15 protein-coding genes and 1 tRNA gene are annotated in these 24,838 nt (G+C 61.9%); 13 read left to right on the plus strand and 3 right to left on the minus strand.

The annotated features are described in order from the left end of the window. The first annotated feature begins 112 nt into the window (after window positions 1-112). The 6 genes from CCOS864_RS03550 to CCOS864_RS03575 all read left to right on the plus strand — a co-directional run bounded on the left by CCOS864_RS03550 (window position 113) and on the right by CCOS864_RS03575 (window position 7,952). Window positions 113-1,507, plus strand: a complete 1,395-nt coding sequence (locus CCOS864_RS03550) for an MFS transporter (protein WP_115085072.1) — start codon at window positions 113-115, stop codon at window positions 1,505-1,507. 9 nt (window positions 1,508-1,516) lie between these two features. Beyond that, window positions 1,517-2,032 (plus strand): single-stranded DNA-binding protein, encoded by a 516-nt coding sequence (locus CCOS864_RS03555; protein WP_115085073.1) that lies wholly within the window; start codon window positions 1,517-1,519, stop codon window positions 2,030-2,032. A gap of 239 nt (window positions 2,033-2,271) precedes the next feature. Then, window positions 2,272-4,062 carry a type I secretion system permease/ATPase gene (locus tag CCOS864_RS03560; RefSeq protein WP_115085074.1) on the plus strand — a complete coding sequence of 597 codons (1,791 nt, stop codon included), beginning with the start codon at window positions 2,272-2,274 and terminating at the stop codon, window positions 4,060-4,062. Then, window positions 4,043-5,356, plus strand: coding sequence for an HlyD family type I secretion periplasmic adaptor subunit (locus CCOS864_RS03565; RefSeq protein WP_115085075.1), 1,314 nt, complete (start codon window positions 4,043-4,045; stop codon window positions 5,354-5,356). Before CCOS864_RS03560 ends, CCOS864_RS03565 begins: the two co-directional genes overlap by 20 nt. A gap of 38 nt (window positions 5,357-5,394) precedes the next feature. Next, on the plus strand, window positions 5,395-6,747 hold the full coding sequence (locus CCOS864_RS03570; RefSeq protein WP_115085076.1) for a TolC family outer membrane protein: 1,353 nt from the start codon (window positions 5,395-5,397) through the stop codon (window positions 6,745-6,747). A gap of 488 nt (window positions 6,748-7,235) precedes the next feature. Further along, the gene (locus CCOS864_RS03575; protein ID WP_115085266.1) at window positions 7,236-7,952 is read left to right on the plus strand and encodes a response regulator transcription factor; all 717 of its coding nucleotides are present in this window, start codon (window positions 7,236-7,238) and stop codon (window positions 7,950-7,952) included. Window positions 7,953-8,106: 154 nt separating this feature from the next. Here the strand turns inward: CCOS864_RS03575 and CCOS864_RS03580 are convergent, their stop codons facing one another. Then, window positions 8,107-12,753 carry a DUF5801 repeats-in-toxin domain-containing protein gene (locus tag CCOS864_RS03580; protein ID WP_115085077.1) on the minus strand — a complete coding sequence of 1,549 codons (4,647 nt, stop codon included), beginning with the start codon at window positions 12,751-12,753 and terminating at the stop codon, window positions 8,107-8,109. 334 nt (window positions 12,754-13,087) lie between these two features. Between CCOS864_RS03580 and fdnG the strand changes: the two genes are divergently transcribed. The 7 genes from fdnG to CCOS864_RS03625 all read left to right on the plus strand — a co-directional run bounded on the left by fdnG (window position 13,088) and on the right by CCOS864_RS03625 (window position 22,277). Further along, on the plus strand, window positions 13,088-16,153 hold the full coding sequence (fdnG, locus tag CCOS864_RS03590) for a formate dehydrogenase-N subunit alpha (RefSeq protein WP_148708515.1): 3,066 nt from the start codon (window positions 13,088-13,090) through the stop codon (window positions 16,151-16,153). After that, window positions 16,153-17,103 (plus strand): formate dehydrogenase subunit beta, encoded by a 951-nt coding sequence (gene fdxH, locus CCOS864_RS03595; protein WP_115085080.1) that lies wholly within the window; start codon window positions 16,153-16,155, stop codon window positions 17,101-17,103. The genes fdnG and fdxH overlap by 1 nt, the downstream gene beginning before the upstream one ends. Beyond that, on the plus strand, window positions 17,100-17,753 hold the full coding sequence (locus CCOS864_RS03600) for a formate dehydrogenase subunit gamma (RefSeq protein ID WP_115085081.1): 654 nt from the start codon (window positions 17,100-17,102) through the stop codon (window positions 17,751-17,753). The genes fdxH and CCOS864_RS03600 overlap by 4 nt, the downstream gene beginning before the upstream one ends. Window positions 17,754-17,757: 4 nt before the next feature. Next, the gene (fdhE, locus tag CCOS864_RS03605) at window positions 17,758-18,681 is read left to right on the plus strand and encodes a formate dehydrogenase accessory protein FdhE (RefSeq protein ID WP_115085082.1); all 924 of its coding nucleotides are present in this window, start codon (window positions 17,758-17,760) and stop codon (window positions 18,679-18,681) included. A 159-nt stretch (window positions 18,682-18,840) separates the two neighbouring features. Continuing rightward, window positions 18,841-20,256, plus strand: coding sequence for an L-seryl-tRNA(Sec) selenium transferase (gene selA, locus CCOS864_RS03615; protein WP_115085084.1), 1,416 nt, complete (start codon window positions 18,841-18,843; stop codon window positions 20,254-20,256). Then, window positions 20,253-22,172, plus strand: a complete 1,920-nt coding sequence (gene selB / locus CCOS864_RS03620; RefSeq protein WP_115085085.1) for a selenocysteine-specific translation elongation factor — start codon at window positions 20,253-20,255, stop codon at window positions 22,170-22,172. Before selA ends, selB begins: the two co-directional genes overlap by 4 nt. 9 nt (window positions 22,173-22,181) lie before the next feature. Then, window positions 22,182-22,277, plus strand: a tRNA-Sec gene (locus CCOS864_RS03625). 4 nt (window positions 22,278-22,281) lie between these two features. Here CCOS864_RS03625 and CCOS864_RS03630 read toward each other — a convergent pair. Beyond that, window positions 22,282-23,274, minus strand: a complete 993-nt coding sequence (locus tag CCOS864_RS03630) for an asparaginase (RefSeq protein ID WP_115085086.1) — start codon at window positions 23,272-23,274, stop codon at window positions 22,282-22,284. A gap of 81 nt (window positions 23,275-23,355) precedes the next feature. After that, window positions 23,356-24,798 carry an alanine/glycine:cation symporter family protein gene (locus CCOS864_RS03635; RefSeq protein ID WP_115085087.1) on the minus strand — a complete coding sequence of 481 codons (1,443 nt, stop codon included), beginning with the start codon at window positions 24,796-24,798 and terminating at the stop codon, window positions 23,356-23,358. Window positions 24,799-24,838 lie beyond the last annotated feature (40 nt).

Raw genomic sequence — 24,838 nt, forward strand, 5'->3', positions numbered from 1 at the left:
GGCATAAACGGTTGAGTATACGGCTCCATGCCATTACGCGGCAAAGCGTCGCGTATATGCCGTTAAGCGATGGGACTGGTAGAATCGCCGCCGGTTCACACGAGGTTTATCCATGCACGATCCCCACAGCGAACGCATGAGTGGCAGCGAGACCCGCGCCGCAGGCGGCCTGGCCCTGGTGTTCGCCTTCCGTATGCTGGGCATGTTCATGGTCCTGCCGGTACTGGCGACCTATGGCATGGACCTGGCCGGTGCCACTCCGGCATTGATCGGCCTGGCCATTGGTGCGTACGGTCTGACCCAGGCCTTCCTGCAGATTCCGTTCGGGGTGATTTCCGATCGCATCGGCCGCCGCCCGGTGATTTATCTGGGGCTGGTGATCTTTGCCCTGGGCAGCGTGCTGGCGGCCCAGGCCGACTCGATCTGGGGGGTGATCGCCGGACGCATCCTGCAAGGCGCCGGGGCGATTTCTGCCGCGGTCATGGCCTTGCTCTCGGACCTGACCCGCGAACAGCACCGCACCAAGGCCATGGCCATGATCGGCATGAGCATCGGCTTGTCGTTCGCCGTGGCCATGGTCGTCGGCCCGCTGGTCACCCGTGCCTTCGGTCTGTCCGGGCTGTTCCTGGCCACGGCGGCCATGGCCGTGGTCGGTATTGCGATCATTGCCTTTGTGGTGCCGCCGTCCCACGGCGCCCTGCAGCATCGCGAATCCGGGGTCGCCAAGCAGGCGCTGATGCCGACCCTGCGCCACCCGGACCTGCTGCGCCTGGACGTCGGCATCTTTGTGCTGCATGCCATTCTGATGGCCAGTTTCATCGCGTTGCCGCTGGCCTTCGTCGAGCGTGGTGGTCTGCCGAAGGAAGAGCACTGGTGGGTGTACCTGATTGCCTTGCTGATTTCATTCTTTGCAATGATCCCGTTCATCATCTACGGCGAAAAAAAGCGCAAGATGAAACGTGTCCTGCTGGGCGCGGTCAGTGTGTTGATGCTTACCGAGCTATTCTTCTGGCTGTCAGCAGACAACTTGCACGAACTGGTGATCGGCACCGTGATATTCTTCACCGCCTTCAACCTGCTGGAGGCATCCTTGCCTTCACTGGTAAGCAAGGTGTCGCCCGCCGGCGGCAAGGGCACGGCCATGGGGGTGTATTCCACCAGCCAGTTCCTTGGCGCCGCGCTGGGAGGAATTCTCGGTGGCTGGTTGTTCCAGCACGGTGGCCTGAGCACGGTGTTCCTTGGCTGCGCAGCGTTGTGTGCCCTGTGGTGGGGCGTGGCGCTGAGCATGCGTGAACCGCCGTACGTGACCAGCCTGCGCATGCCGTTATCGGCCGAGGCGGTACGGGAAGCGGGGCTGACCGAGCGGCTGATGGCCGTCCCGGGTGTGACCGACGCAGTGGTGGTGGCCGATGAAGCCGCCATCTATATCAAACTTGATACACAAATTTTGGATCGCACGACCCTGGAACGCCTGGTAAACCCGGCTTCCTCCGCGTGCGAAGCCTAGGAGAACGTTATGGCCCGTGGGGTTAACAAAGTCATTCTGGTCGGTACCTGCGGCCAGGATCCCGAAGTCCGCTACCTGCCCAACGGTAACGCCGTGACCAACCTGAGCCTGGCGACCAGCGAGCAGTGGACCGACAAGCAGACCGGCCAGAAGGTCGAGCGCACCGAATGGCACCGCGTTTCGATGTTCGGCAAGGTTGCCGAGATCGCCGGTGAATACCTGCGCAAAGGTTCGCAAGTCTACATCGAAGGCAAGCTGCAGACCCGCGAGTGGGAAAAAGACGGCATCAAGCGTTACACCACTGAAATCGTCGTCGACATGCAGGGCACCATGCAGCTGCTCGGCGGTCGTCCACAGAACCAGGACGGCGCCCCGCAAGGCGGCAACAACTACAACCAGGCGCCACGCCAGCAGGCTCCGCGTCCGCAGCAGTCCGCGCCGCAACAGCAGCGTCCAGCACCACAGCAGGCCGCACCGCAGCCGGCTCCGGACTTCGACAGCTTCGATGACGATATTCCGTTCTGACCAGCCGTAGAGACTTTCCCGTAAAGTTTCTTCTGAAAGCCCCCGCATTGCGGGGGCTTTGTCATTTCAGGGGGGAAGTTTTCTGTTGACTCAATTCTGCTAACGCCCCTCGGTGCTTATTGAGGCCAGGTTTTTCCTGCTGCAGGCGACTTGCCTGAGACGATCAGGCCAATTGCTACACGCGGTCCTTGGCATGATCTAAGCTCCAAGCAGGATGGGGGTTTCGAGCAGGGGTTTCCATGCGAAGCACACCTGAAAACAGTCTGAAACACGCGTTGAAAACCTGTAGAGACAGCTTTGTTTCTGTTGGTTTTTTTAGTTTTTTCATTAACGCGTTAATGCTCGTCCCTACCTTCTATATGCTTCAGGTATATGGCCGAGTGATGGCTAGCGGAAGCCTGACGACCCTGGCCATGCTTACGCTGATCATGACTGGGCTGCTGATCACGCTCGCCTCTCTGGAGTGGGTTCGTTCGCGCATCATGATTCGGGTCAGTACCCGGCTGGATGTGTTGTTGAGTCGTCAGGTTTATAAGGCCAGTTTCAAGCGGGCTCTGGAAAGTGGCGGTATGGATGCTTCGGCGCAGTCGCTCAACGACTTGACGGGCTTGAGGCAGTTTCTTTCCGGCAACGGTCTGTTCGCCTTTTTCGACGCTCCCTGGTTGCCGATCTATATCGCGGTGATGTTCGCGTTTCACCCCTGGTTTGGTTGGGTCGCGACGGGCAGCGCCGTGTTGTTGCTACTGCTCGCATTTATCAATGAGAGGCTGACCGGACCGGTACTGGCCCAAGCCAACAAGGAGCATATCGGCGCGACGCTCTACACCACCAAGAACCTGCGCAACGCCGAGGTCATCGAGTCCATGGGCATGCTTGAAACCCTGATGGATCGGTGGGGGCGTCGGCAGAGGAGCGTGCTGTTGCTGCAGTCCCTGGCCAGTGATCGAGCCGCGCTTTTCAGCACGCTTTCCCGGTCGTTCCGGCTCCTGGTGCAATCACTGGTGCTGGGACTGGGGGCCTACCTGGCGGTGGATCATCAGGTGGGCGCAGGTATGGTGTTCGCGGGAGCTGTGCTGCTGGGGCGTGCACTGGCCCCAATCGATCTGATCATCGGTGGCTGGAAAGGCTTTATTGCCGCGCGCTCGCAGTACAGCCGTCTGAACGACATCCTCGACAAACAACAAGCGCAACCCGAGCGTCTGTCTTTACCTGCGCCCCAGGGGCACGTGCAGGTCGAGAATCTGATTGTTGCGGCACCTGGCTCGAAAACTCCGATCATCAAAAATATCAGTTTCAGCGTACCTGCCGGTTGCGTGGTGGGAATCATCGGTCCAAGCGCCTCGGGCAAGTCGACACTGGCCAGAGCACTGATGGGTGTATGGGCGCCCCAGCAGGGCGTGGTCCGGCTGGATGGCGCGGACATCAGTGCCTGGGACAAACAGGAGCTTGGCCCGCATATTGGTTATTTGCCTCAGGATATTGAACTGTTCGAAGGCAGCGTCGCCGAGAACATTGCCCGTTTCGCCGAGGTCGATTCGGCGAAAGTCATTCAAGCTGCCAGGACGGCTGGCGTTCACGAAATGATTTTGCTGTTGCCTGATGGCTACGACACCATCATTGGCAGCGAGGGCGTCATGCTGTCGGGAGGGCAGCGCCAGCGCATCGGGCTGGCTCGCGCCCTGTATGGCAACCCGCGGCTGATTATTCTCGACGAGCCCAACTCCAATCTTGACGACGTCGGCGATCGCGCCCTGGCTGCAGCCATCCAGCAGCTCAAGCAGACCGGCGCGACCCTCTTTGTAATTACTCACCGAACCAACATCGTCTCGCAACTTGACCGGCTCATGGTGATGAGAGCCGGGGTTATCAGTCTCTATGGGCCACGCGACCATGTGCTGGCCGAACTCAACGCGCAGCAACCGCCGGTACAAAAGCCCGCCATGCCAGCACCAGCAGGTGCCAGCGTAGCCCCGGTCGAGACCAGCAAGGGCAATGGCAATGACCTCTACGATGCCCAACCGTCAAATTGAAAGCTTCGCCGACCTGCCCATAGCAGATCGAAAAATCCGCCGCCTGGGCCTTGGCATTGTGGGGATTACTTTTGGCCTGTTCGGCACCTGGGCGGCAATTGCACCCCTCGACGGAGCCGCTTACGCGCCGGGGGTGGTCACCGTGCAGGCCTATCGCAAAACGGTCCAGCATCTTGAAGGCGGGATTGTCAAAGACGTGCTGGCCCATGACGGGGACATCGTCAAGCGTGATGACCCGTTGATCGTTCTCGATGATGCCCAGCTACGCTTCGAGTACGAGATGGCCAGAGGCCAGTTGGTTGCGGCCAGTGCCATGGAGGCAAGGCTTATCGCCGAGCGCGACACGCTCCCGGTGATTGGCTTTGGGCAGATCGCCGATCTCGCCAGCCTGCGAGGAGAGGAAGCGCGCCAGGGCGAGACTCAGGTTTTCAATGCCCGGCAGGGTTCGCGGCTGGGCCAGATAGCGGTGCTGCGCGAGCGCATTGGCCAGTTGAATCAACAGATCAAGGGATTGGAGTCGATGATTGCTGCCAAGGTTGGCCTGGAGAAATCCTACAGTGGTGAAATCAAAGAGTTGAGCGATCTGCTGCATCAGGGGTTCGTCGACAAACAACGTCTGCTCGAACAGGAGCGCAAGCTGGGGATGCTCAGGTCGGAGGTGGCGGATCACCGTTCCGCTATTAACCGGACGCGCCTGCAAATCAACGAAACGCAGTTGCAGATTCTGCAAGTCGACAAGGATTTTAATGCCGACGTTGCCAAGCAACTGGCTGAGGTCCAGACCCGGATATATGACCTGCAAGAGAAAACCTCGGCCCTGGAAGACCGGCTCAACCATATCGTCATCCGTGCGCCCGATGCGGGCATGGTGATTGGCATGACAGTGCACACCATTGGTGGGGTAGTGCGGCCAGCGACGCCGTTGCTGGACATCGTTCCATCGGTTTCCGAACTGGTCATCGAGGCCCAGGTGGCGCCAGTGGATATTGATCGCATTGCCATCGGCAAGCGCGCCGATATCCGTTTCGGTGCGTTCAAGAGTTCGACAACCCCGGTGATCGAAGGTGAGGTCAGCAGCGTGTCGGCTGACCGGCTTACCAATGAAAAGACCGGGGCAGCCTATTACCTGGCGCGGGTCCGGGTAACCGAAAAGGGCGCGCGCACCTTGGGTGAGCGCAAGTTGTTGCCGGGGATGCCGGCGGACGTGTTGATCATCACCGGGCAACGCACGCTGTTGCAGTACTTGATGCAGCCGGCCCGCGATGTCATGTCTCAATCAATGATCGAGGAATGACCGTGGGCATGTCGTCGGGTCTTCTGGGGGGAGTGTGCATGCTTGCCGTGGCGGCTGCCCTGGGGCAACCCGCTGCACAAGCGCCAGCCGGGGTCAGCGCCTCTACGTTCTCCACCGATCTCATGCAGTTGTATCGCGAAGCGCGCCTGGAGGACCCGCAGGTATTGGCCTCTTTTGCGCAAGCGCAGGCGGGCAAGGAACATCAGCGCGAGGCCATGGGAGCGCTGTTGCCGCAATTGTCACTCAATGCCGGATCGAACCGTATTCACCAGGAAAACGACCTGGTACAGCAGAGTTACGATAGCGAAAGCTATAGCCTGGTACTGCGTCAGTATCTCTATAACAAAGCCGCGTGGGAGAACTACCAAAAATTCAAAAGCCTGGCCAGGCAGTCGGAGTCGCAAGCGCTGGATGTCCAGGCCGAGGCCGCTGTGGAATTGGCGCGGCGTTACTTCACGGCGTTAGCAGCCGAGGATGAGCTGGAGTTGGTGCGGGCGGAACGCCGAACTACGCAAAAGAGCCTGGATCGAGTCAATGCGTTGTATGAAAAGCAGCTGGCGTTGGTGACGGATCAGCTCGACCTCAAGGCCCGGGTGGATTTACTTGCGGCGCAGGAAGTGGATGCCCGCAACCAGGCCAGAATCAGTCGTGAGGCGCTGGCGGAGATCGTCGGCCGGCCGGTCAAAGAGAAGCTCAACCGCATTCGCGATGACGCACAACTACGGGTTTCGGCGCAGAGTCTGGAAAACTGGGTCCGCGAGGGTATAGCGCTAAACCCGGCCCTCAAGGCCAGCGAAAGTGGGGTCGAAGCAGCGGGTGCAGCGTTGCGCAGTGGCAAGGGTGGGCACTATCCGACCGTGAGCCTGAACCTGAGTGCACAAGAAACCAACGAGGGCTACAACAACTCCCTGGCGCCGCGAACTGACAGCTATGTTGCTGGCGTCGGCGTTCAGGTGCCGCTGTACAGCGGCGGCTCGACTTCGGCGCGAGTCCGTGGGCTTTACCAGGATCAGTTGGCCGCCGAGCAGGAGCTGGAAGCGATCCGGCGCCGGGTGGTCAAGGAGATCACCAGCGCTTACCTGACTGCCAATTCGAACGGCGAGAAAATCGACGCAAATCGTCTGGCCCTGGACTCGGCAAAACTTTCCAGGGTGGCGGCAGAGAAAGCGTTGACCTATGGAATGGTCAATGCCGTCGATGTTCTGGCCAGTGTACGCAACGAATTCCGCGCCAGGCGTGACCTGCTCAAGACGCAATACGAGTTCCTCAGCAATGTGTTTACCCTCAACCGTTGGGCGGGAAAACCACCAGCCGAAAGTGTAGACAGTGTGAACAACTGGTTGAGCCCCGGCAGCCCGTCCCAAGCAGCGGGCGTTGGATCCGATTATTAGTAGAAAGCGTGCCTGGCCATTCCAGCGGATGAATCGCCAAGCGGTTTGGACGAGAAATTGACAGGTGCATTTTTAGGGCATGTAACTACACACCATTCGTCTGTTAATTGACGATTCTGCTCGCTGTCAAACGCTGCTTGCAGGTCGCCTGTGGCCCGCCTAAGACCTTGATTTCCGAGGACTAGGGCCAACTCCCAGAAACATCAACCCGGCTACTCGCCTAAGGTTCGAGTCAATGGCTGGTGGGTGGCTGTACAGGCGGCGCGTTGTGCTGACCTAGACTCAGTAGAGGGCTCTAGGGAGCACAGAATCGTGCGTAAGCTATTGATAGTTATTTGTATTTGTATTGTCTCGGTGGCGTCTTCCAGCGATGGAAAACGTCTGCAACCCTTTTCGATGCCACAGGTAAAAGTGCTCCCAGGGTCGTTGACTCAGAACGGTCAACGGATGCAGGTCATAGATCGTTTTTCATGGGAGGCAGGAACATCATGCCTAACCACAGAAAGCCGATACGTGTGATGTTGGTCGATTGTCGTCCCCTGGTTCTCAAGGGGCTTCATGACTTGATCAATGCCAGGAAGCCGCGGATGGAGGTGAGCGGTGAGGCCAGCACCTATACCAATGCGCTGGATCTTGCCGATCAGTTGCATCCCAATGTCATTCTTTTCAGTTTCTTTCCGGATGCGCTGAACCCGCTGGAGGTCGTCGCGGGGTTGGCTCGCAGCGCTGAAACGAAAGTGCTGGTGCTCAAAGGCCTGTACGAAGCCGTCCCCTTTGTCCAGGCGATAGAAGCGGGCGCACGCGGCATCGTGTTGGCGGAAGACCCGACGGAATCGATTATCCAGGCCATCATCAAGGCCCATCATCACAACAGTGGGCTGGACAGGGCCTGGGTCGGTGGGCTTTCCGGCTATGCCGCGAGCGTGCATACCCCCTTGAGATGCAATCTGGAACGGGCGAAACAGGCGCGGCTGACGTTGCGCGAGAGGGAACTGATTCGCGCCATCGTGGGGGACCCGTCCGCCAAATACGTGAGCATCGCCGGGCGCCTGGGGATCAGCGAGCACACCGTGCACAATCACCTCAGCAACATCTATCAAAAGCTTGATCTGATCAATCGCATCGATTTGCTGATGTATGCACTGAAACACGGGCTCATCAACAACGAAGAACCGCCCAAGTCTATTCGGGGGGAGCGGGATTGAGCTTCATGTCAAAACAACACGCTCTGAGCGATCTTCGGGGGGGCCAGGTCACCCCCGAGGTCCCTGGTTGATGGCGAGAACGTTGTCGTAGTTTCAAAAGCAATGCGAGGGTGGTTGTCACGCCACCCTCGCATCCTTTCACGCTTGCGCTGCCTCAGGCGCCGCCAAACACAATGTCGCTATTGAGAAGATCGACTCCGACCAAGGTGATGGTCGTTGTCTGTCCGCCAGACTCGGCAACCGTCACGATGCTGTCTGCCCCACTGTTGTTGATCGATTGGACTACGGCGCTCTGGTCGCCGTTGAGCACCAGCGTGTCGCGCAGGCTGAGGCCCGCATCGAAGCCGATGACCTGGTACTGGTTCTCGGCGACTGACAGATCGATGTTGAAGGCATCCCGCTCACCGCCCGTGCCGACCAGGGTGAAGTCGAATTCTGCCTCGGCCGAGTCGTTGGCGAACAGGTTGGCGTCGAATGCACTGGTCGCCGTGTCCCCGTCCTTGTCTGTCAGTGTCGCATTGAACGCCAGCTTGATATCGCTGGCCAGGCTCTCGCTCTCCTGGATGAACTGGATCACCGGTATTTTGATCACGCCCAGGCCCATGGTGAGCTGGACCGCGTCAATGAGCTTCGAGTCCGATCTTTCGATTACGAAGGACGTCTGTCCTCCATCCTCCGAGGTCAGATCGGCGGCAAGAACTTTCGTCGGCGAACCTGACGTCGTGCCGTCATCGTAGAAGATCGTGTAGTACAGCTCCTCCGTTGCCGGGTTGTACCCCTGGACCGAGTTGTCGATGAAAATCTTCATGCCCGTCAACAGGGTCTCGGGATTGATGACGAAGCTCTCGTCACCGGCATTGATGCCTGCCGTCCCGTTTCCATCCAGATTGTTGTTGGTAATGCCAATGCCGGACGTGCTGACGTTCATGTTCGCGCTGCCGATGAATGCAAACCCGCCAGCCTCTATCTGTGCTTCGGTGAGGTCGGACACTCCCGGGGTGATGGCAGAAAATATATCGCTTGCGCTAGTGGTCGCGTTAACACCGAAGAACACAATCTCCTCAGATGGCGAAGGAATAGTCGGCGGATCCTGCGCCGGAATCAACAAGGTGCGCACGGGGTCCGGGCCGCCGGCACCGAGCGAGCCGTCGGCACTGCTGAGCACGATCGTCGAAGCAAAACCTTGCACCAGATCCAGTGCATAGCTGCCATTGGCATAGGCGGTCAGCGTGTAGTCGACGGTGGTGTTCGCCGTTGCTGCGTTGTTGTCGAAGTCGCCGGTCAACGTCCCGGCGAACTGGTACGCACCATTGACGTCCGGCGAGGGCACCAGTTCGGTGAGCGTGCCGGTCCCGGTCGTGGTCGTGTTGTCTGGCCTGACAAGGGTGAACTGGCCATTGACCAACGAGATGTCCAGACCCGCCGTCCCCAGTCCATCAGCGCCGGCGGCCATGCTCCAGAAGCCGTATTGCGCAAGGACACTACCGGTCCCGATCAGGTTGCCAAAGGCGAGTGCCGGGCCGTCGTCCTTGATAACCAGGTTCTGCCCGATATTGAGGGTGGCCTGGACGCTGTCGCCGTCCCTGTCGGTCTTGGTTGCGGTCAGGGTGACCAGGTTGTCTGAGGCAAGGCTGGTGGAGTCATCCGGATTGGTCGTGTCGGGATGGATCACGGCGCGCAGTTGGTCGAGGGTGACGTCACCGTTGGTGGCAACGCTGACGGTGAACACCAGGTGATTGGTCGTGGCCGTGCGACCTTCCACCACGCCGCCGTTGAGCGATAGATTCACCGCCTCACCGGTAGCGGAGTCGGTCAGCCCGGAGGCCCCGACTACCACGCCCAGCGCATAGGTCAACGTGCCGGCGCCATCGGCGCCAAACGCCGAGGTGAAGTTGGCGGCGAAGTTCTGCGTGGCGTTGGTTGCCAGCACGGTTTCGTCCACCGTCAGCGTTGGCTCGGTGCCGGTGGTGCTGATGCTCGGGCCGTCATCCTTGAACACCAGGTTTTGCCCGATGTTAAGGGTCGCTTGGGCACTGTCGCCATCCCTGTCGGTTTTGGTTGCCGTCAGGGTCACCAGGTTGTCGGCGGTCAGGCTGGTGGAATCATCCGGATTGGTGGTGTCGGAGTGCACCACGGCGCGAAGCTGATCGAGGGTGACGTCACCGTTGGCGGCAACGCTGACAGTGAACACCAGTTGATTGGTCGTCGCCGTACGGCCTTCGACCACGCCGCTGTTGAGCGACAGGTTCACCGCCTCATTAGTGGCCGTGTCGGTCAGCCCGGAGGCCCCGGCTACCACGCCCAGCGCATAGGTCAACGTGCCGGCGCCATCGGCGCCAAACGCCGAGGTGAAGTTGGCGGCGAAGCTCTGCGTGGCGTTGGTCGCCAGCACGGTTTCGTCTACCGTCAGCGTTGGCTCGGTGCCGGTGGTGCTGATGCTCGGGCCGTCGTCCTTGAACACCAGGTTCTGCCCGATGTTCAGGGTGGCCTGGACGCTGTCGCCATCCCTGTCGGTTTTGGTTGCCGTCAGGGTCACCAGGTTGTCGGCGGTCAGGCTGGTGGAATCATCCGGATTGGTGGTGTCGGAATGCACCACGGCGCGAAGTTGATCGAGGGTGACGTCACCGTTGGCGGCAACGCTGACGGTGAACACCAGTTCGTTGGTCGTGGCGGTGCGGCCTTCAACTACGGTGCCGTTGAGCGCCAGGTTGACGGCCTCACCGGTGGCGGTGTCGGTCAGCCCCGAGGCCCCGGCTACCACGCCCAGTGCATAGGTCAACGTACCGGCGCCATCGGCGCCAAACGCCGAGGTGAAGTTGGCGGCGAAGTTCTGCGTGGCGTTAGTTGCCAGCACAGTTTCGTCTACTGTCAGTGTTGGCTCGGTGCCGGTGCCGGTGGTGCTGATGCTCGGGCCGTCGTCCTCGAAGATCATCTTCGAGCCAATTTCGGCGGTCGTAGTAGAGGCTTGGAGCAGCTTGAAGCCACCGATATCGAAATCGGCGTGGTTATTGCCCTTGGCGTCGGTAGCCGCGCCATTCTCGATGAGCACGCGGTTGTGGTCTGCCGTTGTGGTGTATTCAATCTTGTAGCCGGCTTTAACGCCGGTGATGGTTGCAACCCCGGAAGCAAAGCTGATGACAATGGCCGGATCATTCGCCGATCCGTCCGAGTTCTCGATCACCAGCCCGGTGCTGATGTTGATGACGCGAACATTGCTGATTGCAACTGACGTATCACCCACATAGCCGTTGATGAAATTCACGCCAGGTTCAGCAGCGGTGCTGAATGCGCTGATTTTTACCACAGCGCTCTTGCCGCTTTGCAACTGCACGACGTCGAAAGTGGCCGACCTCGTATTGAACACGGCGGTAAAGTCGATGTTGGCTTCAACATCTGCTTCGTTCTGATCCAGGTTGGGAATGGTCACATTCTGCCGGGCACCGGTGACGAACGAAAAGCGGATGCCTTCCTGTTCCGTAATCATCTGACTGTTGGTGCCGAAGGTGGTCGGGCCACCCGCCTGGCTGGTATTGATCGTGTCGCCCGTCGTTATATTGGCGCCGCTCGACTGGTCGGCGGGGTTCTTGCCGGTGGCGATAATTGTCGGGTCCGTGATCCGCAGGACCCCACCGACGTCGACAACGGTCGGGTTCGCCGTCGTGAACATCAGGAACAGGTTTTGCCCTGAAGGCGCATTGGCCAGGCTGAATACCAGGTCCTGGCTAGCACCGATGAACACCTTGTTCAGCAGGTTGAGGGCATCGTCCGGGTTACTGGCGTCCGGATGCTTGAGCGGTTGGTATTCCACGGTCCAGATCTTGCCGCCGCTGACCGGTGATCCGGTTTCCTCGATGTAGGCCGCGAACACGATCGCGCCGGCTGGGCCCCCGGCTCGGCCCAGCAGGATGTTGTTGTTGGTATCGGTATAGAGAAGGATATCGGTGCCATTGAGGGTATCGAGTCCGCTGTCCAGGCCATTGAGCGCTGCGCCAAGGCTGTCGGTGAAGCTGATATCGGAAATGCTGGCTCCGGGCGCCGCGGTGATGGTGAACGCATTGCTGCCCGTGTTGCCCGCCGCCCCCGTATAGCCACTCAAGGCCGCACCTGTTGCGGTACCTGCCCCCAGTGCTGTCAGCCGGGTAGCGAAGGACGAGGGTAGCGCCGTGAGCAGAATGTCATTGTCGTCAGCGTCTCCCGCAGGGACTGCGGTGGCCATGCTGTTCTGCAAGCCGGCTGTTTCGTCCAACGAAACGTTTACCCCCGTCGCTACCACGCTCAGGGCGCTGTCGGTAAACGACGTTGTCGCGACAACGTCGTCACGGGTAGCAAACTTGCCATCGGCACCGGCAGAGGTGGCGGTGAGCAGGAACGTCGCGCCTGCCGAATCGTCGGGATTCACGTACCACGAGGTCGTGACGCTGCCGTTGACTTGGCCGTCGAGATCGCCGGCACCGCCGTCGGTCACGTACCAGGGCTCATGTCCCTCGCCGGTGTTGGTATTGAGTACATCGTCGGGCGTGCCCCACAGGTTATCCGCGCCTGGGCCGGTGGCGTGCTCCACTTCGAGCGCCACTGTGCTACCGGCGGCGAAACCGCTGGCCGTGATGATGGCCGTGCTGCCGGGGGCGTAGTCTGCTTGATCGGTTGTGACGGTCGGCGTCTGTTGGGGCGGTGGATCGCTTACGACGGTAGCGTTTTTGTCTTTGCTCGCAACGGCATTCTGGCGGATGGGGAACAGATCGGTACTGCTGTCACCGGTCAGGTCGCTCGTGGGTGTTGTTATTTTTTTGCGGGTAGTCATGACATTCTCCAGAGCAATTCCAGGCGTAGGGGCCGGACCGTGGACCTACTATCGATACACGCTGCAACTATGGATAAGCGTCGGAACTTGTGCATCGGCCGATACTCCCAGGCGAGATGGGAGTTTCGGACTACTTGGGAGGGGAAGCGCGATGACGTAGCGCTGCGCTCAATGTCGTGCGCAACCTGTAACGGGGTAATGAGCCATTTTCAGCACGCTGGTCAGGAATCTTGACTACAGTATCAACTGGTGACTGCTACCAATGTCGCCACCGTGATCGTTCAAGAGACGCCGGCAACGTCCCGCGCGTCCACCACCTGATCAGGAGTGCACGATGGATCTCAACCGTCGGCAGTTCTTCAAGGTCGCAGCAGTTGGCCTTGGAGGCTCGAGCCTGGCGGCGTTGGGCATGGCCCCGACACCTGCCTTCGCCGAGCAGGTGCGCCACTTCAAGCTGGCGCACACCAAAGAGACCCGCAACACCTGCCCCTACTGCTCGGTCGGCTGCGGCCTGATCATGTACAGCCAGGGTGATGCGGCCAAGAACGTGGCGCAGAACATCATCCATATCGAAGGCGACGCCGACCATCCGGTGAACCGCGGTACGCTGTGCCCGAAAGGCGCCGGCCTGCTCGACTTTATCCACAGCCCCAGCCGTTTGCAGTACCCCCAGGTGCGCAAGGCGGGGAGCAACGAGTGGACGCGGATTTCCTGGGATGACGCGCTTGACCGTGTCGCCGACCTGATGAAAGCCGACCGTGACACCAACTTCATCGAGAAGAATGCCCAGGGCCAGACCGTCAACCGTTGGCTGAGCGTAGGCTTCCTGGCCGCCTCGGCGTCTTCCAATGAAGCCGGCTACATGACCCACAAGGTCATTCGCAGCCTTGGCATGCTGGGGTTCGATAACCAGGCACGTGTCTGACATGGCCCGACGGTGGCAAGTCTTGCCCCGACGTACGGCCGTGGAGCCATGACCAACCACTGGACCGATATCGCCAACGCGAATCTGATCCTGGTGATGGGTGGCAACGCTGCAGAAGCCCATCCCTGTGGCTTCAAATGGGTGACCGAGGCCAAGGCCCACAACAAGGCCCGTCTGATCGTGGTCGACCCGCGTTTTACCCGAACCGCTTCGGTGGCCGACTATTACGCGCCAATCCGCACCGGCAGTGATATTGCCTTCATGGGCGGGTTGATCAATTTTCTGCTGAGCAACGACAAGATCCAGCACGAGTACGTGCGCAACTACACCGATGTGTCGTTTATCGTCAAAGCCGGTTTCAGTTTCGAAGACGGCCTGTTCAGTGGTTACGACGCGGCCAAGCGCAGTTACACCGACAAGTCCGGCTGGGGCTACGAAATCGGCGAGGACGGCTTTGCCAAGGTCGACCCGACGCTGCAGGACCCACGCTGTGTCTACCAGTTGATGAAGCAGCACTACAGCCGCTACACCCTGGAACTGGCCAGCCAGATCTGCGGTATGCCGGCCGACAGCATGCGCAAGATCTGGGAAGAGATCGCTACTTGCTCGCAACCGGGCAAGACCATGACGATTCTTTATGCCCTGGGCTGGACTCAGCATTCGATCGGCTCGCAGATCATCCGCAGTGCCGCCATGGTCCAGTTGCTGCTGGGCAACGTCGGCATGCCGGGTGGCGGAGTCAACGCCTTGCGTGGGCACTCCAATATCCAGGGGCTGACAGACCTTGGGCTGTTGTCCAACCTGCTGCCGGGTTACCTGACCCTGCCCGCGGATGCCGAGCAAGACTACAACGCCTACATCGCCAAGCGTGCGCCCAAGGCACTGCGGCCGGGGCAGCTGTCCTACTGGCAGAACTATGGCAAGTTCCATGTCAGCCTGATGAAGGCCTGGTATGGCGCCAACGCCACAGTCGAGAACAACTGGGGCTATGACTACCTGCCGAAGCTGGATATTCCCGGTTACGACGTGTTGAAGATGTTCGACATGATGGCCAAGGACCAGGTCAACGGTTACTTCTGCCAGGGCTTCAACCCGATTGCCGCCTTGCCCGACAAGAACCGCGTTACCGCCGCCCTGAGCAAGCTCAAGTGGCTGGTGGTGATGGACCCGCTGGCCACCGAGACCTCGGAGTTCTGGCGCAATGCCGGGCCGTTCAACGATGTCGAAACGGCCAGTATCCAGACCGAAGTCATTCGCCTGCCCACCACCTGCTTTGCCGAGGAGGATGGCTCGCTGGTCAACAGCAGCCGCTGGTTGCAATGGCACTGGAAGGGCGCCGAAGGGCCGGGACAGGCGCGTACCGACGTGCGCATCATGAGCGAGCTGTTCCTGCGCCTGCGCGAGCGTTATCAGCGCGACGGCGGCGCTTGGGCCGAGTCGATCCTCAAACTCAACTGGCCCTACAAGGTGCCCGAAGAGCCGACGCCGGAAGAAATCGCCAAGGAGTTCAGTGGCTACGCCGTGGCCGATGTCACCGATGCCTCGGGGGCGCTGGTCAAGGCCGGGCAGCAACTGGCCGGCTTCGCCCAGCTCAAGGACGATGGCAGCACCGCCTCCGGTTGCTGGATTTTCTCTGGCAGCTGGACCGAGCAGGGTAACCAGATGGCCCGGCGCGACAACGCCGACCCGTACGGGATGAAGCAAAACCTGGGCTGGGCCTGGGCCTGGCCGATGAACCGACGGATTCTCTACAACCGTGCCTCGGCCGACCCTCAAGGCAAGCCGTGGGCGCCGAACAAGCGCCTGGTGTGGTGGAACGGCAAGGCGTGGGGCGGCACCGACGTGCCGGACTTCAAGGTCGATGCGGCGCCGGAGTCGGGGATGAACCCGTTCATCATGAACCCTGAAGGGGTCGCGCGCTTCTTTGCCCTGGACAAGATGGCCGAAGGGCCATTCCCCGAGCATTACGAGCCGTTCGAGACGCCGATCGGGATCAACCCGTTGCACCCGAACAACAAGCAGGCGACCAGCAACCCGGCCGGGCGGGTGTTCGATTCGGTGTGGGACAGCCTGGGGCAAGCCAAGGACTTCCCTTACGCGGCCACCAGCTACCGCCTGACCGAGCACTTCCACTTCTGGACCAAGCACTGTCCGATCAACGCCGTGACCCAGCCCGAGCAGTTTGTCGAGATCGGCGAAGCCCTGGCCAAGGAGAAGGGTATCGCCGCCGGTGACCGGGTACGGGTCTCCTGCAAGCGTGGGCATATCGAGGCAGTTGCGGTGGTGACCAAGCGGATCCGGCCGTTGCAGGTCAACAACCAGACCGTGCACCAGATCGGCATTCCGTTGCACTGGGGGTTTACCGGGGTAACCCGGCACGGCTACCTGACCAACACCCTGGTGCCGTTCCTCGGTGATGGCAACACCCAGACCCCGGAATCGAAGTCGTTCCTGGTCAACGTGGAGAAAATCTGATGGCCAGCCAAGACATCATCGCCCGTTCGGCCACCACCACCGCCCCTTCGTCTATCCGTCAGCAGGAGGAAGTGGCCAAGCTGATCGACACTACCAAGTGCATCGGTTGCAAGGCCTGCCAGGTGGCCTGTTCGGAATGGAACGAGCTGCGTGACGAGGTTGGCCACAACCATGGCACCTACGACAACCCGCAGGACCTGAGCGCCGAAACCTGGACCCTAATGCGCTTCACCGAGCACGAGACCAGCGAGGGCAACCTGGAGTGGCTGATCCGCAAGGACGGTTGCATGCACTGCGCCGACCCCGGCTGCCTGAAGGCCTGCCCGAGCCCGGGAGCGATCATCAAGCATGCCAACGGCATCGTCGACTTCAACCAGGACCATTGCATCGGTTGCGGTTACTGCATCACCGGCTGCCCGTTCAACATCCCGCGGATCTCGCAGAAGGACCACAAGGCTTACAAATGCACCCTGTGTTCCGACCGCGTGTCGGTGGGGCTGGAGCCGGCCTGCGTGAAAACCTGCCCGACCGGCGCCATCGTCTTCGGCACCAAGCAGGACATGAAGGAGCATGCCGCCGAGCGCATCGTCGACCTCAAGTCCCGTGGTTTCGACAACGCCGGCCTGTATGACCCGGATGGCGTCGGCGGTACCCACGTGATGTACGTGCTGCACCACGCCGACACACCGAGGATATACGCAGGCCTTCCGGACCAGCCGATCATCAGCCCGCTGGTCGGCTTGTGGAAAGGTGTGACCAAGCCGCTGGCGCTGCTGGCCATGGGCGCGGCGGTGCTGGCCGGGTTCTTCCATTATGTGCGCGTCGGCCCGCAACGGGTCGAAGAAGACGAGCACCCCAGCCCGCCGGATGCCAGCGTGCATGTGGTCGATCCAGCGGTGCATGTCTATGACCCGAACCGGCCAGGTGGGCAAGGGGAGGAACGACCATGAACGACAAACCGATCCTGCGCTACAACGCCAACGAGCGGACCAACCACTGGCTGGTGGCGATCCTCTTCATCATGGCCGCGTTGTCGGGGCTGGCGCTGTTTCACCCGGCGCTGTACTGGCTCAGCCATCTGTTCGGTGGCGGGCCCTGGACGCGCATATTGCATCCGTTCATGGGCGTGCTGATGTTCGTGTTCTTTCTTGGCCTGGTGCTGCGTTTCTGGCGGGCGAACTACTTTATCGCCAACGATCGCCTGTGGCTCAAACGCATCGACCGGGTGATGCGCAACGAAGAGGAGGGCGTACCGCCGATCGGCAAGTACAACCCCGGGCAGAAGCTGCTGTTCTGGACGCTGCTGCTGTGCATGCTGGTCCTGTTGATCAGCGGCGTGGTGATCTGGCGCGCCTATTTCAGCAGTTACTTCGGCATCGGCTCGATTCGCCTGGCAACCCTGCTGCATGCGCTGGCGGCGTTCGTGCTGGTGCTGAGCATCATCGTCCACATCTACGCCGGCATCTGGATCAAGGGCTCGGTCAGCGCCATGCTGCATGGCTGGGTCAGCCGCGCCTGGGCGAAAAAACACCATGAGCTGTGGTATCGGGAGGTGACCGGCGACAAACAACCGGAGCCGCCGATCAACAAAAAAGGATGAGCGCTTGAGTACTCTTCTGGAACCCGGGCAGATTGAAGCGGCGGCCAGCACGCCGCCGTTTCTCTATCTGCCGCCGAAGAACCTGTTCGCCTTGCGCGCGCAGCGGCTGGAGCTATTGGCCGAGGGCAACCCGCTGGCGGATTACCTGCGCTTGCTGGCCGGCCTGTGCCAGGTACAACAGGGCCTGCTGGACCAACCGCCTGCCGCAGCCCCCAGCGACACTGAGCGCCAGCGCCTGTGTGTCGAGCACGGCTTGCCACCGCTGGCGGCCGACAGCCTGGTGCGCGAAGGGCATTGGCTGGCTTATCTGCAGGCGTTGTTGCAGCGCTATCCGGCTTCGCGTGGCGCTGTGGCGGATGCGGTGGCAGTACTGCAGCGTGCTGCCGACGAACAGCGCAAGCTCTGGGCCATCGCCTTGCTCACAGGCCAGTACAGCCTGGTACCGGCGGCGTTGGTGCCGTTTCTCGGCGCCGCGTTGCAGGCCGCCTGGAGCCATTGGTTGCTGAGCCTGCAGGGTGTCGAGTTGAAGGCGGCGGACAGCCTGTGCCAATGCCCGGCCTGTGGCTCACCGGCGATGGCCGGGGTGATCCGCCACCGCGGCAAGTACAACGGCCTGCGTTACCTGGTGTGTTCGCTGTGTGCCTGCGAATGGCATGTGGTGCGGGTCAAGTGCGTGTACTGCGAGCAGAGCAAGGACCTCAAGTATTTCAGCTTTGAGGACGACCGCCATGCCAGCGCCAAGGCACCGCTGCAGGCCGAGTGCTGTCCGGGCTGCAACGCCTATCTCAAGCACATCTACCTGGAAAACGACGCCGATGCCGAAGCGCTGTCGGCCGACCTGGCCAGCCTGGCGCTGGATATGCGCCTGGATCAGGAAGGATTTCAGCGCCTGGCGCCGAACCTGTTGCTGGCGCCGGGAGGGGAGTGAGATCGGGTCTACACTGAGGTTTTGCCCATACCACCCGAACCCTGTGGGAGCTGGCTTGCCAGCGATGCAGACGCTGCGGTCCATCGCCAGGACTGTAGTGATGCCATCGCTGGCGAGCCAGCTCCCACTAGGTCAACGCTGAAGTTGAGAACCGTCTGAATGCCGTCCAACCTCGCCAAGCTCCCGACCCGCCTGCCCTCCATCGACACCCTGTTGCGTCACCCCGCCAGCCTCCCGCTGATCGACCGCTACGGCCGCGACGCTGTCCTGGCCAGCCTGCGCCAACTGCTCGACGACCTGCGCGACGACGCCAGGCTCGGCCAGCTGGATGCCGCCGAACTGGCTGCCCCTGTGCTGCTTGGCCGCGCCGGCGAGCGCCTCATTACCCGGCACCGCAGTCAGGTCCGCCGGGTGTTCAACCTCACCGGCACGGTGTTGCACACCAACCTGGGGCGGGCCTTGCTGCCCGAGGAAGCCATCGACGCCGTGCAACGGGCTGCCCGCTACCCGCTCAACCTCGAATTCGACCTGGCCAGCGGCAAACGCGGCGACCGCGATGACCTGATCGAAGGCCTGATCCGCGAGCTCACCGGCGCCGAGGCCGTCACTGTGGTCAACAACAACGCCGCTGCTGTGCTGCTGGCGCTCAACAGCCTGGGCGCACGCAAGGAGGGGATCATCTCGCGTGGCGAGCTGATCGAGATCGGTGGCGCTTTTCGTATTCCCGATATCATGGCCCGCGCCGGGGTCAAGCTGCATGAAGTGGGCACCACCAACCGTACTCACGCCCGCGATTACGAAGCGGCCATCGGCCCGCGCAGCGGCCTGTTGATGCGCGTGCATTGCAGCAACTACAGCATCCAGGGCTTCACCACCCAGGTGCCGACGGCAGAACTGGCGCAGTTGGCCCATCGCCACGGGTTGCCGTTGCTGGAAGACCTGGGCAGCGGCAGCCTGCTCGATCTCAGCCGCTGGGGCTTGCCGGCCGAGCCTACCGTGCGCCAGGCCCTGGCTGATGGCGCCGACATCGTCACCTTCAGCGGCGACAAACTGCTGGGCGGGCCCCAGGCGGGCATCATCGTCGGGCGCAAGGACTTGATCGCGCGGATCAAGAAGAACCCTCTCAAACGCGCCTTGCGGGTCGACAAGCTTACCCTTGCGGCACTTGAAGCCGTGCTGGCTTTGTACCGCAACCCCGATCTGTTGGCCGAGCGCCTGCCCAGCCTGCGCCTGCTGACCCGGCCGCAGGCCGATATCCTCCAGCAGGCCGAGCGCTTGCTGCCAGCGTTGGCACAACAGCTGGGCGACCACTGGACGGTCAGCGCAGAGCCTGCGCTGGGCATGATCGGCAGTGGCAGCCAGCCGGTGGCGCGCTTGCCCAGTGCGGCCTTGTGTCTGCGCCCACAGGTCTCCAAGCGCCTGCGCGGGCGCACCTTGCATGGCCTGGAGAGCGCGCTGCGGGCCCTGCCGATTCCGGTACTCGGACGCATCGATGACGATGCCCTGTGGCTGGACCTGCGCCAACTCGATGACGAAGCCGCGTGGTTGGCGCAGTTGTCGCAGGTGCAGGTGTGATTGTCGGTACCGCCGGGCATATCGACCACGGCAAGACGGCCCTGCTCGAAGCCCTGACCGGCCAGGCGGGCGACCAGCGTCGGGAAGAGCGCGAGCGCGGCATGACCATCGACCTCGGTTATCGCTATGCCGCCCTGACCGAGGGCGCACCTCTTACCGGCTTTATCGATGTGCCCGGCCACGAACGTTTTATCCACAACATGCTCGCTGGCGCCCAGGGTATCGACCTGGTGCTGCTGGTTGTCGCTGCTGATGACGGGGTGATGCCGCAAACCCGCGAGCACCTGGCGATTGTCGAATTGCTGGGCATTCCCCAGGCCCTGGTGGTGATCAGCAAGTGCGATCGGGTCGAGCCGCAGCGGGTGCAGGAAGTACAAGTCCAGGTCAGTGCGTTGCTGGCGGCCGGGCCTTATACGGGCGCGGCGCAGTTCGTGGTTTCCAGTGTGACGGGTGAGGGTATCGAGCCGCTGCGCCTGGCCTTGCTGGCGGCCCAGGGCGAGGTCAGCCAGCGCCGTAGCCAGGGCGGTTTTCGCCTGGCCATCGACCGCGCGTTCGCAGTAGCTGGCGCCGGCATCGTGGTCACTGGTACCGCGCTGGACGGGCGTGTGCAACTGGGCGACACCCTGCTGCTGGGCAAAGCCGGCAAGCCGGTGCGGGTGCGTGGCCTGCATGCGCAGAACCAGGTGGCTGCCGAGGCCCATGCCGGGCAGCGAGTCGCCCTGAACATCAGCGCCGAGCGCCTGGACCTTGAGCAGATTCACCGCGGCGACTGGCTGCTTGCCGAGTGGCTGCACGCGCCGACCCAGCGCCTGGATATCGAGCTGCAGCTACTGGCCAGCGAACTTCGCGCCTTCGAGCATTTCATCCCGGTGCACCTGCACCTGGGCACCCAGGATGTCACCGCCCGGGTGGCTTTGTTGCAGGGCGAGCAGTTGCTGCCGGGCGCGCGCATGTTCGCCCAGTTGCTCAGTAATGCACCGCTGCAGGCGGTTCACGGTGATCGGCTGGTACTGCGTGACCAGCGTGCACAACGTACCCTTGGGGGGGGCCGTGTACTCGACCCCTTTGCGCCTGCCCGCCAGCGCCGCAGCGAGGCGCGCATCGCCCAGTTGCAGGCATTGGCCTGCGCCAACAGCCTGGAACAGGCCCTGCCGGCACTGCTCGCCAGTGACGACATCGGGCTCGACCCACAGCGCCTGGAGCGTCAGTTCAACCGCCTGCGCAGCAGTTGGCAACTACCCGCCAATGTCCAGGTAATCGCTACCCGGCAAGGACCGCTGCTGTTCACCGATGAGCATTGGCTTGCACTGCAAACCGCAGTGCTGGAGGGGCTGGCGCGTTTCCATGAGCAGGAGCCGGATCAGCTCGGCCCTGATCGCGATCGTTTGCGTCGCTTCATTGCCCTGGCACTGGAACGTCCGGCATTCATCAGCCTGGTGGATGAGCTGCTCGCCGGCGGCAGGTTGGTCGGTAGCGGGCCCTGGCTGCATCTGCCCGGGCACCAGATACGCTTGAGCGATGCCGACTCCCAGCTGTGGAGCCAGTTGCAACCGTTGCTTGAAGAAGGCACGTTCGATCCGCCCTGGGTACGCGATCTGGCCAGGTCGGTAAAAGCCGATGAGGCCGAGGTGCGCTTGTTGCTGCGCAAGCTCGGGCGCTTGGGGCAGGTGCACCAGGTGGTGCGCGATCTGTTCTATCCTGAGGCCACGATCCGGCAAATGGCGGCTATGCTCTTGCAGCTGGCCAGCGATGACCCGGTGGTGCAGGTCGCAGCGTTTCGCGATGTCTTGGGGATCGGCCGCAAACGCAGCGTGCAGATACTCGAGTACTTCGACCGCATCGGCCTCACCCGGCGTGTTGGCGATCGGCGGCAGATTCGCGCCGACAATGCCCTGGCCCAATCGCCCGGGCAGTAATCCGTACAAGGAAGGCAATCGCGCCCGGTGGCGCGGCCGGGCTTCAAACCCGGTTGGGGACGGCAGCCGTTCCTGGGCAGGTTCGACTCCCGCTGCCTTCCGCCATTTTCTACTGTGCGCGCTCGCCGCACAGGTCCAGGGCGAACCAGTGCTCCGCCGCCTGCACATCCAGCCCGGTGCCGAGCAAGGCGAACATCTTGCCCAGCGCAGCTTCGCGGGTCATGCCGCCAGCGCTGACCAGGCCGGTGTCGCGCAAGCGGCTGCCGGCCGCATAAGTATCGAAGTGCACCGCACCTTCCGGGCACTGGCTGATAGCAGCAATCAACACCCCGCCTTGGCGAGCGTCGTGCAATGCATCCAACAGGTCCTGATCGTCCGACGGCCCGGTGCCGCTGCCGTAGCACTCCAGCAGCAGGCCTTGTACACCGCTGGCCAGCAGGCCGCGCAGATGACCGACCTGCAGCCCGGGGAACACCGGCAACACCATCAGGTTTACCGGTTGGCATGGCTGGCGATAATCCAGGCAGGCCGGGATCGTCTCGACGCGTTGCCCATCGCGTTCACGCGGCAGCGTGGCGAAGGCATCGAAAGCCTCGCTGCGCAGCTTCGAAGCGCGCGCGCCATGCAACAGCTGGCCGTGGAAATACAGCTGCACACCGTTGTCGATACCCGTCGCCATCAAGCGCAGGGCGCCGCAGAGGTTGTCCCAGGCGTCGCTGTCGGGGGCGCCGGCCGGCAACATCGAGCCGGTCAGCAGCACGGGTACCGGCAGGCCGAGCAGCAGGAACGACAGTGCCGCGGCGGTGTAGGCCAGGGTGTCGGTGCCGTGCAGCAGGAGGATGCCGTCATGGCCATCGCGCTCGACCGCTTCGACAATCGCCTCGCGCATGGCCAGCCAGTTGCCTTGCTGCATATTGGCGCTGTCGATCAACGGCGTCAGTTCGTGCAGGCGCCAGGTCAGCAGCGGCGCATCGGCCAGCTGTTGCAGGTGCTCACGCATGCGCGCTTCGAAGCCACCGGCAGGCGCCAGGCCTTGCGGGGTTTGCAGCATGCCGATGGTGCCGCCGGTGTACAGGACTAGAAGGTTCTTGACTGCACGCATGAGAAATTTCCGGGCAGGTGAGAGAAAAGCGGGGGAGGGGGAAGCCGCCCACGAACGGGGCGGCTTTTTCTGCAGTATGGATCAGCGCTGGGTCTGAGCCTGACCGACAGCCACTTCAGCCTCGGCTTCAGCAACCGGCTTGACCGGCCAGGCTTGCGGGTCCAGGTCGAGGTCGGAAAACTTCGACGCATCGAACACCGGCTGGGCGATACCGGCGCGGCGCTGTTCGTCGTAGTCGCGCATCACGCGCAGGCCGACCTTGAACAGCAGGGCCAGGGCGATCAGGTTGACGAACGCCAGGCAGGTCATGGTGATGTCGGCAAAGGCGAATACGGTTGACAGGTTCTGCACCGAGCCCCAGAGGATCAGCAGCAGCACCAGGCCGCGGTAGCTCAGCAGCACCAGGCGGTTACGGGTGAAGAACTGCAGGCTGGTTTCACCCAGGTAGTAGTTGTAGAGGATGCAGGTGAAGACGAACAACGACAGGGCCACGCTGACGAAGATCCGCCCCCAGTCACCGACCACGGCGGCCAGGGAGTTCTGGGTCAGGGCGATGCCGTCACCTTCGAAGCCTGGGGTATAGAAGCCCGAGAGCAGGATCAGCAGCGCGGTGCAGGTGCAGATCACGAAGGTATCGAGGAACACCGAGAAGGCCTGGACCACGCCCTGGGCCGCCGGGTGGCGTACAGCGGCAACAGCGGCAACGTTCGGCGCACTGCCAAGGCCGGCTTCGTTGGCGAACACGCCACGCTTCACGCCCATGACGATGGCGCTGCCGAGCAGGCCGGCAAAGGCCGGATCAAGGCCGAAAGCGCTTTTGATGATGGTTTCGAGCATGGCCGGCACGTGTTCGATCTGGGTGAAGATCACGTACAGGGTCACACCGATGTAGGCCAGGGTCTTGATCGGTACCAGCAGGTCCGAAACCGAGGCGATACGCTTGATACCACCGATGAACACCAGGCCGAGCAGGGCGGCCAGGGCGATGCCGGTGTACTGCGGTTCGAAGCCGAAAGCGTTCTGCAGCGAGTGGGTCACGGTGTAGGACTGCAGGCCGTTGAAGGTGAAGCCGTAGGTCACCAGCAGCAGGATCGCGAACACCATTGCCATCCAGCGCAGCTTCAAGCCGTGCTGGATGTAGTAGGCCGGGCCGCCACGGTACAGGCCGTTGCCGTCGCTCCGCTTGTAGACCTGGGCCAGGGTGCACTCGAAAAAGCTGCTGGACATGCCCACCAGCGCGGTTACCCACATCCAGAACACCGCGCCCGGGCCGCCGAGGGTCACGGCGATGCCGACACCGGCGATGTTACCGGCACCGACACGGCCGGCCAGGCTCAGCATCAGCGCCTGGAACGAGCTCAGTTGGCCGGCCTGGCCGCGCAGGGATTCCTTGAAGACGCTGAACATGTGGCCGAAATGGCGGAACTGGACGAAACGGGAGCGCAGGGTGAAATAGCTGCCGAGTCCGACGATAAGCACGATGAGGAGTTTCCCCGAGAGGAAATCGTTGAGCGCTTCGAGCATGTAATACCTCGATTCTTATTCTTCGCATGAAAGACGACAG

The organism is Pseudomonas wadenswilerensis (genome assembly GCF_900497695.1).
GTDB classification, from domain to species: Bacteria; Pseudomonadota; Gammaproteobacteria; order Pseudomonadales; family Pseudomonadaceae; genus Aquipseudomonas; species Aquipseudomonas wadenswilerensis.